The organism is Lachnospiraceae bacterium KGMB03038 (assembly GCA_007361935.1).
In the GTDB taxonomy this organism is placed as follows: Bacteria; Bacillota; Clostridia; order Lachnospirales; family Lachnospiraceae; genus Massilistercora.
This window is the reverse complement of sequence record CP041667.1, coordinates 1,553,892-1,566,675: the sequence shown is the minus strand read 5'-3', so window position 1 is coordinate 1,566,675 and position 12,784 is coordinate 1,553,892. Positions and strand designations below refer to the sequence as shown.

Sequence of the window (12,784 nt, the reverse complement as noted above, 5' to 3'; positions counted from 1 at the left end):
ATTTTACTACGTCCCAAATTGACAATTACCCTGTACCTTTTTGTGTCACACGGTCTCGTTCAGATAGAGTCTGGTCAATGGCTGGATTTTTTTTAGTTCGTTTTTCATCCGCTCTGTCATTTCTACTCCTTCTTCCCGGCAGAGCTCTTCCGCGCTCACGGCGCCAAAGAGGAAGCTTCCCAGCGCCGCGATCGGGATGGTTCCTTCGCTGTTTTCTTTGGGGGATTCCATCAGCATGATACCGGAGAATTCGGTCCCTGTAAGGGTCAGGCACCGATTGTTTTCCGGGATGATAGGATCCTCTATACAGAAGCATACGGCCATCAGGCTTTTCAGCCGCAGGGACATCAGCATCCGGCGAGCGTCCACGATCCGGATCATGATCTTAGGCTTTTCTTTCCCGTTTTCACCAGGCATATAAGGCCGGCAGTCTACGATCTGCCCTTCTTTCCGATATACCATCAGACGGCCGCCGTCACTTTCGTATTCTTTCATCAGTCTCCGGTAATAACCCGCATCCCGGAGAGCATACACCTGATAATTTCGCTCCAGCCAGGTATTCGCCGCCAAAGAAAGAGACTCCAGATCCTCTTCTTTGGCCTGAGATATGGAAATCTCCGGAGTCTCTGAGGTTTCTTCATAAAATTTCCGTTCCTGCTCATACACCGTCCGGAAGTCGTGAGGCAGGTAGATCGCTTCTGCCGCCGGCATGAGAAATGTAAAGATTTCCCCCGCCCTGTACATGTCCCGCAGAGACCGTTCAAGAAGCCTCGCCATGTAGCGCCTTCCTCGATATTCTTTCTGCGTTGCCACCGCAACGATATAGTTTGCCTCTTTTCTGACTCCGTTGACCATCAGCGTGTAGGGATTCAAATGGAGCATGGCGCGGATCCCTCCATCTTCTTCCGCGACATAAATCTGATTGTCTCTTGTCTTTTCTGTATAGTAGTAATCTACAAAGCTCTTACTGTCTTCTGTAAAAACAGTTTCATACAGAGGACGTGTATTTCCATGTTCCTGCCTTTCCAGCTTTCTGATCTTCATTTTCTGCCATCTCCTTACATTTTCAAAAGAAAGAAAGCCCCTCCTGGAGCTTTCTCTTGCAACATTTTTACGCTTCCTGCCCGCGGGACCCCTGACAGCCGCCGCACCTTCCGCAGTCTGGTCCCACCGGATAGCTGTAATTTTTAACTGCTTCCAGACAGGCTACCGCCTGAGAAGATATTCCTTCCCCAGTCCCGGTAAATCCAAGGCCCTCTTCTGTGGTCGCCTTTACGTTGACCTGGTCTGGGTCCAAATGGAGGGCGGATGCGATATTCTGCCTCATTTCCTGGATATAAGGCGCCATCTTGGGTCTTTGCGCAATGATCGTCGCATCAATATTCTCGATCACATACAATTTTTCTTCGATCAGTTTCCCCACTTGCTCCAGCAGCCTCATACTGGACGCGCCTTTATATTGGGGATCCGTATCTGGAAAATGTTTTCCAATGTCTCCCAAAGCGGCTGCTCCCAGCAGGGCATCCATCACCGCATGAATGAGCACGTCTGCGTCCGAATGTCCCAAGAGTCCTTTCTCATAAGGAATCTTCACTCCCCCCAGGATCAAATCTCTGTCTTCCGTCAGTCTGTGTACATCATAGCCCATTCCAACCCGCATACTCTATTCCTCTTTTCCTGCCTGAGTTTCTGCTGTATCTTCTGCCATTTCATCTGCCGTGGATTTTTCTTCCGCCGCAGCCTCGTCTTTTAATACAGGCTCTTCTTCCGCCGTTTCTTCCTCTATCGCCGGGCCTTCTCCCAATCCATCGTCATAGTCATGCCGCGCGAACCGAATAAGCGCGCTTGCGCACCAGGCAACCCCTACGATCAGGAATAAGATTCCGATCACTGTATATAAAACATAGTTCTCCGGCCGATCAGACATGGCGTTTCCTACCAGGGAAAAACCTGTATAGGCCAGATATCCGCCTACGATCACTCTAAAAACCACACGACTTCTGCTCATGCGACATCCTCCTTTGTCCTTCTGCTGTCAGCTTTGGCGGCCCTCCCTGGGTCCGCCCTATATTCTCAAGCTATTATATCATAGGGAAAAAAAGCGAACAAGCCATATTTAGCACTTCTTCAACGATCTCGCAGATCAGCATTTCTCAGCGATCTCGCAGATCAGCTTCCTGGTATCTTCCCATCCAATACAGGGGTCTGTGATCGACTGGCCATATACCAGATTTTCAGAAATCTCCTGTCTTCCTTCCACCAAATAGCTTTCGATCATAACACCTTTTACCAGTTTCTTCAGTCTTGGGTCATAGTTTCTGCTGTGGAGCACTTCACTGACAATGCGGATCTGTTCCCGGAACTGTTTGCCGGAATTAGAGTGGTTTACGTCCACGATCACCGCCGGATTTTGCAGCTGTCTTTCCTCATACATCTGAGCCAGCCGGGCCAGATCCTCATAGTGGTAGTTTGGAATATTTTTGCCGTACTTATCCACGCCGCCCCGTAAAATAGTATGAGCCAGCGCGTTTCCATCTGTCTCCACATCGTATCCCCGGTAAATAAAACGATGGGGCCGCTGAGCCGCCGTCACAGAATTAAGCATCACGGAAAGATCTCCGCTGGTAGGATTCTTCATTCCCACCGGGATATCCATGCCGCTTGCCGTCAGTCTATGCTGCTGGTCCTCCACCGACCGGGCGCCCACTGCTTCATAAGACAATACATCATCCAGATAACTCCGGTTCTCCGGATACAACATTTCATCCGCCGTAGAGAGCCCTGTCTCTTCCATGACCCGGATATGCAGCTTGCGGATCGCGATGATTCCAGCCAGAAGATCCGGTTCCCGTTCCGGGTCGGGCTGATGCAGCATTCCCTTGTATCCTTCCCCGGTAGTCCTAGGTTTATTGGTGTAGACCCTGGGAATGATCATCAATCTGTCCGAGACCTGGTCCGCCACCTCTTTGAGCCGGCCGGCATATTCACAGACAGACTCGGCGTTATCCGCGGAGCAAGGCCCGATCAGCAGAATAAATTTATCCGACTTCCCGGTAAAAATATCCCGGATTTCCTCATCTCTTTTCTCTTTGATCTTTCTGATCTTCTCTGAGAGAGGATATTTTTCTTTCAACACTTCCGGCAACGGAAGTTCATGGTTGATTCTCATCGACATTTTCCTTTTCCTCCAAACATATGCTGCTAACTCTTTGGTCCAATGCCCCGGACCATTCGCCGCGGCCCCAGAATCAAAAAAATAAGCGGCAGAACATTCTCTGCCGCTTATTCTCCAAAGTAGCGGAAACTGGATTTGAACCAGCGACACCACGGGTATGAACCGTGTGCTCTAGCCAACTGAGCTATTCCGCCGCATAGATATGGGGCCTATAGGGCTCGAACCTATGACCCTCTGCTTGTAAGGCAGATGCTCTCCCAGCTGAGCTAAGACCCCATATACTTACGGGCCCTTATCTCGAACCCGCTTTGCTATTATACTATTTACCGACAAGAATTGTCAATACCTTTTTTTACATTTTTTAATTAGGGCCGGGGGATTTTTAAAAATCCCCCGGCCCTAATTAAAAATCAACATAATCTTATACGATTCCCTGCGCTTCCATAGCGTTTACTACTTTCTCAAATCCGGCGATATTCGCGCCCGCAACGTAGTTTCCTGCCATTCCGTAACGCTCCGCCGCATCTGCCATATTGTGACAGATATTCACCATGATCCTCTTTAAACGCGCATCTACTTCTTCAAAGGTCCAGCTTAAACGCTCGCTGTTCTGAGACATCTCCAGCGCGGAAGTTGCCACGCCGCCGGCGTTAGCCGCTTTTCCAGGCGCAAACAGGACTCCTTTTTCCTGCAGATATTCGGTAGCTTCCAATGTGGTCGGCATATTAGCTCCTTCTGCTACCGCAAAGCAGCCGTTCTCAACCAGCATCTTCGCGTCTTCCAGGTGCAGTTCATTCTGGGTTGCGCATGGAAGGGCGATATCTACTTTCACAGACCATACGCCTCTTCCCTCATGGTACTCAGAGTTTGGACGGTATTTCTTGTACTCGGTCAGTCTTGCGCGATTGACCTCTTTGATCTCTTTCAGCGCCGCAACATCGATTCCTTCCGGATCATAAACCCATCCGGTAGAATCGCTGGCTGTCACTACCTTAGCTCCCAGCTCCTGCGCTTTTTCTGTCGCGTAGATAGCAACATTTCCGGAACCGGAAATCGCAACCGTCTTGCCTTTGATATCCTTGCCATTGATCTTCAGCATTTCTTCTGTCAGATACAAAAGGCCATATCCGGTAGCTTCCGTTCTTGCCAGAGATCCGCCGTAAGTCAGGCCTTTTCCGGTCAGTACGCCCTCATACAGCCCCTTGATTCTCTTATACTGGCCAAAGAGATATCCAATCTCTCTTGCCCCTGTACCAATATCACCTGCCGGCACATCGGTATCCGCGCCGATATATTTACAAAGTTCTGTCATAAAGCTCTGGCAGAATGCCATTACTTCTCTGTCTGATTTGCCCTTTGGATCAAAGTCGGAACCGCCTTTTCCGCCGCCGATCGGCAGGCCTGTCAAAGAGTTTTTAAATACCTGCTCAAATCCAAGGAATTTGATGATTCCAAGATTTACAGACGGATGAAGACGAAGGCCTCCCTTGTATGGACCGATCGCGCTGTTAAACTGTACACGGTAACCGGTATTTACCTGTACCTGTCCCGCATCGTCCACCCACGGCACCCGGAACTTGATCTGCCGCTCCGGCTCCACAAGACGCTCCAGGAGCGCTTCTTTCCTGTACTTATCCTCGTTTGCCTCGATCACTACCCGGAGAGATTCCAATACTTCTTTGACTGCCTGGTGGAACTCCGGTTCCGCTGGATTTTTCGCCACTACCTTTTCCAGGACTTCATCAACATATGACATACGCTTTCTACCTCCTAAAACTTGATTCCTTCCGGCACTTTGGCCCTTTACTATTGTAAAGGATTTCCCTCTGGAACACAAGTTTTTTTTTGCAATTTTCTGCAACTTCTCTGCAATTTCCTTCTTCCATTCCTGCATTTGAGAAAAAAATTGCGGAGAATTCTTGGCCCGTCGGAACTCCGCCTGCAACAATTCTCCGCAAATGTTTCATTTTTTACATTTCTCCTTTACAGATACAAACCCGTCTATTTAAAGTAAGCCACACCAGACTCAAAGATCTTCATGTCCTGCTCCCCATAAATATTCACAGCCACAGACCTTCCCCGCCGTTCCGCGTGGGCCATTTTCCCAAACACACGGCCGTCCGGGCTGGTAATACCCTCAATAGCCAGATAGGAACCGTTCACATTCCATTCTTCGTCACCGACACAGATATTTCCTTCCGGGTCACAGTATCTGGTAGCCACCTGTCCATTGGCAAATAATTGAGCGATCGCCTCCTTCGGCGCTACAAAGCGGCCTTCTCCGTGGGAAGCCGGATTTACATAAACACCGCCAAGCTCAGCCTGGGAAAGCCATGGGGATTTATTTGTCACTACTTTTGTATAGACCATCTTTGAAATGTGACGTCCAATGGTATTGTAGGTCAAAGTGGGGGAATTTTCCATCTGGCCTGTGATCTTGCCGGACGGCACCAGTCCCAGTTTGATCAAAGCCTGGAATCCGTTGCAGATTCCAAGAGCAAGTCCGTCTCTTTCATTCAGCAGCCGCTCCACCGCTTCTTTTAGCTTTGCGTTCTGGAAAGCGGTGGCAAAGAATTTTGCGGAACCGTCCGGTTCGTCTCCCGCGCTGAATCCGCCTGGGAACATGATGATCTGGGCCTCGTTAATAGCTTTCTCAAACACCTGCACAGAATCTACAATGTCTGCCGCATCCAGATTGCGGAACACTTTCACCACCGTCTTTGCCCCTGCCCGTTCAAAGGCTTTGGCGCTGTCAAATTCACAGTTGGTTCCAGGAAATACTGGAATAAACACGGTAGGCTGCCCGATCTTATGGCCGCACACATAGACTTTTGAAGCCTCGAAGCAGCCGTCTTCCCGCAGTCTGCCTTCTGTTTCCTTCCCGGCGATCTTTGTCAGGAAGACTGCTTCCGGCTCTTCCTCTGCTCCGGAGCGGGTAGGAAATACCTTCTCTAAGGTTCCTGTCCAAGCCTCCTCGGCCTCGCAGAGCGGAATCTCCACATTTCCATAGGAGAAACGTCCGTCATCGGTCACTTCACCGATCACCGTATAGCTCACCGCAAGTTCTCCGACTTTGCCCTCCGGCACTTCCGCCACGATTTCACCAAAAGCCGGCGCAAACAGATCTCTTGGATCCATAGAATGTTCGATCTTCACACCCATTCCATTTCCAAAAGCCATCTTGCTGACTGCCGCGATCACTCCATGACGGTCTGTTACATAGGCGGACAAAATCCTTCCGGCCCGCATATCTTCCGTCAGTTTCCCGTATTGTTCCATCACCTTCTCATAGACAGGAATATCGTACTCGTCTTTCTCAATGCCGATCCGGATCAGCTTGCTTCCCGCTTTCTTCAATTCCGGTGTGATCACGTCCTTTTCTTTTGCCACGTCTACCGCGAAAGAAACCAATGTCGGCGGTACGTCGATCTCTTCAAAAGTCCCTGACATACTGTCTTTTCCGCCGATAGAAGGAAGGCCAAAGCCAAGCTGGGCGCTGTAAGCTCCTAAAAGAGCCGCGAAAGGCTGGCTCCATCTATGAGGATCTTCTGTCATCCTCCGGAAGTATTCCTGGAAGGTGAATCGGATCTTCCGGAAGTCGCCGCCAGAAGCCACGATCTTCGCCACTGATTCTGTCACTGCGTAAATGGCGCCATGATATGGGCTCCAGGATGACAGATAAGGGTCAAATCCATAACTCATCATCGTTACAGTATCGCAGTCTCCATTCAGCACCGGCAGTTTGGCTACCATGGTCTGGGTCTCCGTCATCTGGTACTTCCCGCCATGGGGCATCAGGACAGAACCAGCTCCGATAGAACCGTCGAACATTTCTACCAGGCCTTTCTGGGAGCAGACATTCAAATCCTTTAAAGTTTCCAGCCATTTTGTCCGTACATCCTCTACTTCCGGTCTTCCCAGGATACTGTCCGCCCGGTTTGGAATATCTACCGCCACACGGGTCTCTTGATGCGCCCCGTTGGTATCCAGGAATGCTCTTGCGATATTTACGATCTCCCGGCCTCTCCAAACCAGCACCAGCCTCGGCTCTTCTGTTACCACCGCAACCTTTGTGGCTTCCAGGTTTTCTTCCTTGGCATATGCAAGAAACGCATCCACATCTTTGGGATCCACGACCACGGCCATCCGTTCCTGAGACTCTGAAATAGCGATCTCTGTTCCGTCTAAGCCCGCGTATTTCTTCGGCACTTTATCCAGATCCACCCGGAGCCCATCAGCCAGTTCGCCGATCGCGACGGATACGCCGCCGGCCCCGAAGTCGTTGCATTTCTTGATCAGGCGGCTGACTTCCTCTCTGCGGAACAGACGCTGGATCTTACGCTCGGTAGGCGGATTTCCCTTCTGCACTTCCGCTCCGCAGGTCTCGATCGATTCTTCTGTATGAACTTTGGAAGATCCCGTGGCTCCGCCGCAGCCGTCCCGTCCGGTCCTTCCGCCCAGAAGAATGATAATATCTCCCGGATCTGAAGTCTCTCGGATCACGGCCCGTCTGGGAGCCGCGCCCAGTACTGCCCCAATCTCCATCCGTTTCGCCACATAATCAGGGTGATAGATTTCTTTGACCGCCCCTGTAACAAGTCCGATCTGGTTGCCGTAGGAACTGTATCCGTGAGCCGCTTCCCTCACCAGCTTTTTCTGAGGCAGTTTCCCCTTCATGGTATCTCCCATAGAAACTGTCGGGTCCGCGGCGCCCGTCACACGCATAGCCTGGTACACATAGGTCCTTCCTGACAGGGGATCCCGGATCGCGCCTCCCAGGCAGGTGGCCGCTCCTCCGAAAGGTTCGATCTCGGTCGGATGGTTGTGGGTCTCATTCTTGAAATTCACCAGCCATTCTTCCTCCACCCCGTCTACTTCTACAGGGACCACAATGCTGCAGGCGTTGATCTCTTCCGACTCTTCCTGGTCCTCTAACTTTCCTTCCTTTTTCAGCTTACGCATCGCCATCAGCGCAAGATCCATCAGGCAGACGAACTTATCCTCTCTGCCGCGGAAGATCTCGCTGTGATCTTTCAGATACTGGCGGTAGGTCTCCTCCATAGGCTCCCGGTAGTCTCCGTCTCCGAAGGAAACGTCTGTAAGCTCGGTGGAGAAGGTGGTATGCCGGCAGTGATCCGACCAATAGGTGTCCAGCACCCGGATCTCTGTCATGGAAGGATCTCTTTTTTCTTCTCCTTTAAAATAATTCTGAATATGGAGGAAATCTTTAAACGTCATAGCAAGTCCCAGGGAATCATACAATCCCTTCAGTTCCTGCTCTCCCATATCTTGGAAGCCCTGGAAGACGATCACGTCTTTTGGCTCATCAAAATTCACTACAAGAGTTTCCGGCTTCTCTTCTCCAGCTTCCCTGGAATCCACCGGATTGATGCAGTGGTTTCGAATGGCCGCAAATTCCTCGTCTGTGATCTCTCCCTGGATCACATAGGTAGTGGCGGTACGGATCACCGGCATTTCATCCTCGCGGATAAACTGTACGCACTGGACCGCGGAATCTGCTCTTTGATCAAACTGTCCCGGCAGGTATTCTACAGAGAAAACACGGTCCTGTGCCTCTTTTGGAAATTCCTCCAGATAAAGATTGTCCACCGGAGGTTCCGCGAAAATCCCCTGGCAGGCCTTCTCAAAGGTTTCTGACCTAAGATCTTCTACATCATAGCGGATCAGTACCCGCACGCCAGTCACCTGCTTAATTCCAAGATAACTTTGGATCTCATGCCGCAGTTCTTCCGCCTGCACAGCGAATCCCGGCTTTTTCTCCACGTACACTCGTCTTACCTTACTCATAGTTTTTCCTCCATCTGATTTATGATGTCAGGGGCAATTTCTTCCCCATGAAGCCACGGATTTCTCCGACTTCTTTTATTATAACATGGTTCCTTTTGATCCGCACAGCGAATCTCATGATTTTTCCGGATTCTCCTTTTTCCACGCGATCCGACGCCAGATAAAAAATACCACAAACAGCGCCGCCAGGATCCCAAGGAAGATTCCTCCGATCCGGGCCACCATATCCGCAAAAAAACCCTCCGACAGCATCCGGATCATATAATCTGTGGCCGGATCAAAGATCCATAGGTCATTGGTAAAAAAAATCTCATGGAAAATGGTGAAACATCGGGTAAAATCAATGGCAAACGCGGCGGCAAGAAACGCCGCTGCCGCCAGGAAAATCCCAAACGCCCGGAAATAGCAGCCTGGCAGGAAACGTTTTAAATCCGCCTTTCTGACTGCCAGGACCAGGATCAGGAGAGCCGCCAGTATCAGACAGATGGTCCGAACTTTTAGGCCGCCCAAGAACAGATCCTTCACATCCGCCATATGGATGCGGTCCTGTTCGTTGAAGAAATCCTGTTCCTCTCCATCTACATGAGTGACGATGGACAATTCTTCCTCCGCTCCAATGAGATAGGCCATCATGTGGTCTGTCACCTCCATCACGTCCCTCATCCCCATTCCAAGCGCATCCGTCACCTGATATTTCTCATATTCCGTCTCGTAGAATCCATACTGCGGATCTCCATAGATGCCAATCTGAAAACTGGTGATCAAAAGAGCCAGGATCAAAAGAAACATGGCCAGCGTCCCAAGGAACTTCTGGGCTTTACTCATTGGGCAGCACCTCCCCGCACAGCGCCCGGATCTCTTCCTTGGTTCCTGCCTTAACAGAGCCCTGGACCATCTCCGGCTTTCCGCCGCCTCTTCCATCCAGCGCCTCATTCAGCTTCCGGCACAGCGGACGCACATCCTTTGTATGGCTCCCGATCACATACCGGAATCCCTCTTGATTATCCGCAAACACCGCGCATACCCCGGCTCCTTTTTCCAGGAGCAGGTTCATCAGTTCACGGGGCGCATCCCCGGCAAGCTCTTCCTCAAACACTGTCACGACCGGATCCTCCACATTGATCTCCTCCGCCAGATATCTGAGGAACTTCTTCTGAAGGGAACTGTTTTTCCGCTTCAGATTCGCCTGTTCTTCCTTTAAATGCTCCACCGCCTGGGCGATCTCCGGCTCCTTCGCGCACAATAGAGCTGAAATCGCCTTTGCGTTCGCCTCCTTTTCCTCATAATCCTTCAAAGCCCTCATTCCGGCCAGGAGCGTAATACGTTCTCCCCCTTTGTAGTTGACCATGCTGACCAGCTTGATCAGGCCGATCTCCCCGGTGGTATCCATATGGGGGGCGCAGCAGGCGCACAGATCACAGCCGGGGATCGAGATCAGGCGCACCTGGCCTTGGATCTCGATCTTACTGCGGTAATCCAGATCCTCCAGCTCTTCCTTGGAAGGATAGAGAACGGTCACCGGAAGATCAGCGAATACCGCCTGGTTGGCTTCCCGCTCGATCTCTTTTAACTGTTCCTTGGTGATCGGACCGTTAAAATCCATCGTACAGTAATCTTCTCCCAAGTGGAATCCCACATTATCATAACCAAATTTCTGGTGTACCAGACCAGACACAATGTGTTCTCCGGTATGCTGCTGCATCCGGTCGAACCGCTGCTCCCAGTCAATACAGCCCCGCACCTTAGTTCCCGGAGTCAGCGGCTTCTCCGTCTTATGCCAGATCTGGCCGTCCCGTTCTTTTACATCCAGCACTCGGACACCCCCAATCTTTCCCGTATCCGCGTACTGTCCACCCCCTTCCGGGAAAAACGCCGTCTTGTCCAATATTACTTTGAAAAAATCTCCTTCCGGCTCGCACAGCAGCACTTCTGCCTCAAATTCTCTGGTATGGCTGTCCTTATAATACAAACGTTCCGTCATTTCTTACATCCTCTCCGGGGCCTCAAAGCCCAGCATATCGATACAAGCTTCCAGTACCCGTTTGGTCAGCACCAGAAGGGCGATATAGCTTTCTTTCTTCTTCGGATCTTCCTCCGCCAGAATCCGGGTCTCATGATAGAACCGGTTGAAATCATTTGCCAGGTCATAGATATAGGCGCAGATCTTATGGGGCGCCAGCTCAGCGAACGCTCCCTCGATCACTTCATTATACCGGGCGCAGGACAGCATGAGCGTCTTGGTCAGCCCCTCTTTCGTCTCTGTGATCACCGTCTCTTCCGGGTTCTTTCCTTCCGCCTCATATTTGCTCAAGATAGACTTGATCCGCACGATCGTGTAAAGGATATAAGGCCCCGTATTGCCCTCAAAAGAGGTAAACCTGTCTACGTCAAACACATAATCCTTGGATGCCTGGTTGGAAAGGTCGCCGTATTTGATGGCGGAAAGCCCTACGATCTTCGCCGTCTCGCTGGCCTCCTCTTCGTCTACCGTCCGGTTTTCGGCGATCTTCTTATACATTTCCTCCTGGATCTCCGAGATCAGCATTTCCAGCCGCATAACCCCGCCTTCTCTGGTCTTGAAAGGCTTTCCATCCTTCCCGTTCATGGTTCCGAATCCCAGGAAACGCAGACGGGTCTCTTCCGGCACGATCCCTGTTTTCCTGGCCGCCCGGAACACCTGGACGAAATGCAGTTCCTGCCGCTTATCCACCACATAAATAATCTGGTCCGGGTGATAGTCTCTCTCCCGCTGTACTAACGTGGCAAGATCGGTGGTCCCGTAAAGAGAAGCCCCGTCCGACTTCTGGATCATACAGGGAGGGATTTCCTTTGTGTCCGATTCCTCCTGGACATCGATCACCAGGGCGCCTTCATCCAGATGGGCATAACCATCCCTTTTCATCTCCTCGATCATCTCCGGGATGTCCGCCTGGGCGTCCGACTCCCCTTTCCACAGATCAAACTCTACATTCAGATTGGCGTAATTCTTTTTCAGATCCGCCACAGATACATTCATGATATGCTTCCACACCGCCCTGCAACCTCTGTCTCCATTCTGCAGAAGATAGGTGGCATGGAGCGCTTTCTCCCGGTAAGTCTCGTCTTCCTTGGCTCTCGCGCTAGCGGCTGGATAGATCTCCTCCAGCTCTCCGATGGTGAACGGAGCTTCTGCGGGATATTCCCCCTCATAATCCTTCTGGAAATAAGGAAGATCCGGCTGGCGTTCCTCCAGTTCCGTAATGATCAGCCCCATCTGGTAGCCCCAGTCTCCAAGATGGATATCTCCCAGCACTTTATGTCCCATCTTCCTGGCGATCCGCTTCACGCTCTCCCCGATAATGGCTGAGCGAAGATGTCCTACATGAAGCGGTTTTGCCACATTAGGGCCGCCGTAATCGATCAGGATCGTCTCCGGCTTGTCCGTCTTCTCCAGGCCCAGCAGCGGGTCATTCTTCATAGCGTTTAGATATTCTGCCGCCTTAGCCGTATTTACGTGGATATTGATGAAGCCCGGCTTTACCACTTCCACCTGCTCCATCCATTCTCTCTTTTCAAGATTAGCGATCACGTCTTCCGCGATCATAAACGGCGCCTTATGATAGGCTTTCGCGCCAGCCATGGCCCCATTGCACTGATACTCACAAAGATCGGGCCGGTCTGAGCGGGTCACCTTCGCGTAAGACGCATCATATCCAGATTGATCAAAAGCCTTTGCCAGCTCCTGTCCGATCAGATCCACCATTTTTTCCATGCTGCTTCCTCCTTCATTTATCCATCAAACCATTCTGAATTGTTCTTTTC

At 51.1% G+C, this 12,784-nt stretch carries 10 protein-coding genes and 2 tRNA genes; all 12 read right to left on the bottom strand.

The genetic code is table 11. The annotated features are described in order from the left end of the window. Positions 1 to 45: 45 nt before the first annotated feature. Positions 46 to 1,044, bottom strand: coding sequence for a GNAT family N-acetyltransferase (locus FND36_07460; protein QDW73885.1), 999 nt, complete (start codon positions 1,042 to 1,044; stop codon positions 46 to 48). Positions 1,045 to 1,111: 67 nt separating this feature from the next. Further along, positions 1,112 to 1,660, bottom strand: coding sequence for a 2-C-methyl-D-erythritol 2,4-cyclodiphosphate synthase (locus FND36_07455; protein QDW73884.1), 549 nt, complete (start codon positions 1,658 to 1,660; stop codon positions 1,112 to 1,114). A 3-nt stretch (positions 1,661 to 1,663) separates the two neighbouring features. Continuing rightward, complete coding sequence (locus tag FND36_07450; GenBank protein ID QDW73883.1) at positions 1,664 to 2,008, bottom strand: hypothetical protein; 345 nt, start codon at positions 2,006 to 2,008, stop codon at positions 1,664 to 1,666. Between the two features lie 135 nt (positions 2,009 to 2,143). Then, positions 2,144 to 3,175 (bottom strand): 3-deoxy-7-phosphoheptulonate synthase, encoded by a 1,032-nt coding sequence (locus FND36_07445; GenBank protein ID QDW73882.1) that lies wholly within the window; start codon positions 3,173 to 3,175, stop codon positions 2,144 to 2,146. A gap of 120 nt (positions 3,176 to 3,295) precedes the next feature. After that, a tRNA-Met gene (locus FND36_07440) sits at positions 3,296 to 3,369 on the bottom strand. Between the two features lie 9 nt (positions 3,370 to 3,378). Then, positions 3,379 to 3,451 (bottom strand) — tRNA-Val (locus tag FND36_07435). 145 nt (positions 3,452 to 3,596) lie between these two features. Then, positions 3,597 to 4,931: an NADP-specific glutamate dehydrogenase gene (locus tag FND36_07430; protein ID QDW73881.1), complete on the bottom strand. Its 1,335-nt coding sequence runs from the start codon at positions 4,929 to 4,931 to the stop codon at positions 3,597 to 3,599. A gap of 7 nt (positions 4,932 to 4,938) precedes the next feature. Continuing rightward, positions 4,939 to 5,142: a hypothetical protein gene (locus FND36_07425; GenBank protein QDW73880.1), complete on the bottom strand. Its 204-nt coding sequence runs from the start codon at positions 5,140 to 5,142 to the stop codon at positions 4,939 to 4,941. A 34-nt stretch (positions 5,143 to 5,176) separates the two neighbouring features. Continuing rightward, positions 5,177 to 8,983, bottom strand: coding sequence for a phosphoribosylformylglycinamidine synthase (locus FND36_07420; protein ID QDW73879.1), 3,807 nt, complete (start codon positions 8,981 to 8,983; stop codon positions 5,177 to 5,179). A 114-nt stretch (positions 8,984 to 9,097) separates the two neighbouring features. Next, positions 9,098 to 9,808 (bottom strand): TIGR01906 family membrane protein, encoded by a 711-nt coding sequence (locus tag FND36_07415; GenBank protein QDW73878.1) that lies wholly within the window; start codon positions 9,806 to 9,808, stop codon positions 9,098 to 9,100. Further along, positions 9,801 to 10,964 (bottom strand): hypothetical protein, encoded by a 1,164-nt coding sequence (locus FND36_07410; GenBank protein QDW73877.1) that lies wholly within the window; start codon positions 10,962 to 10,964, stop codon positions 9,801 to 9,803. The genes FND36_07415 and FND36_07410 overlap by 8 nt, the downstream gene beginning before the upstream one ends. Positions 10,965 to 10,967: 3 nt before the next feature. Further along, entirely contained in the window at positions 10,968 to 12,734 is a 1,767-nt protein-coding gene (gene argS / locus FND36_07405; GenBank protein QDW73876.1) for an arginine--tRNA ligase, read from the bottom strand. Positions 12,735 to 12,784: the final 50 nt, after the last annotated feature.

Coding starts and splice junctions, on each gene's coding strand:
- FND36_07460 (QDW73885.1), bottom strand. CDS start 1,044: ATGAAGATCAGAAAGCTGGAAAGGCAGGAACATGGAAATACACGTCCT.
- FND36_07450 (QDW73883.1), bottom strand. CDS start 2,008: ATGAGCAGAAGTCGTGTGGTTTTTAGAGTGATCGTAGGCGGATATCTG.
- FND36_07455 (QDW73884.1), bottom strand. CDS start 1,660: ATGCGGGTTGGAATGGGCTATGATGTACACAGACTGACGGAAGACAGA.
- FND36_07410 (QDW73877.1), bottom strand. CDS start 10,964: ATGACGGAACGTTTGTATTATAAGGACAGCCATACCAGAGAATTTGAG.
- argS (QDW73876.1), bottom strand. CDS start 12,734: ATGGAAAAAATGGTGGATCTGATCGGACAGGAGCTGGCAAAGGCTTTT.
- FND36_07420 (QDW73879.1), bottom strand. CDS start 8,983: ATGAGTAAGGTAAGACGAGTGTACGTGGAGAAAAAGCCGGGATTCGCT.
- FND36_07415 (QDW73878.1), bottom strand. CDS start 9,808: ATGAGTAAAGCCCAGAAGTTCCTTGGGACGCTGGCCATGTTTCTTTTG.
- FND36_07445 (QDW73882.1), bottom strand. CDS start 3,175: ATGTCGATGAGAATCAACCATGAACTTCCGTTGCCGGAAGTGTTGAAA.
- FND36_07430 (QDW73881.1), bottom strand. CDS start 4,931: ATGTCATATGTTGATGAAGTCCTGGAAAAGGTAGTGGCGAAAAATCCA.
- FND36_07425 (QDW73880.1), bottom strand. CDS start 5,142: ATGAAACATTTGCGGAGAATTGTTGCAGGCGGAGTTCCGACGGGCCAA.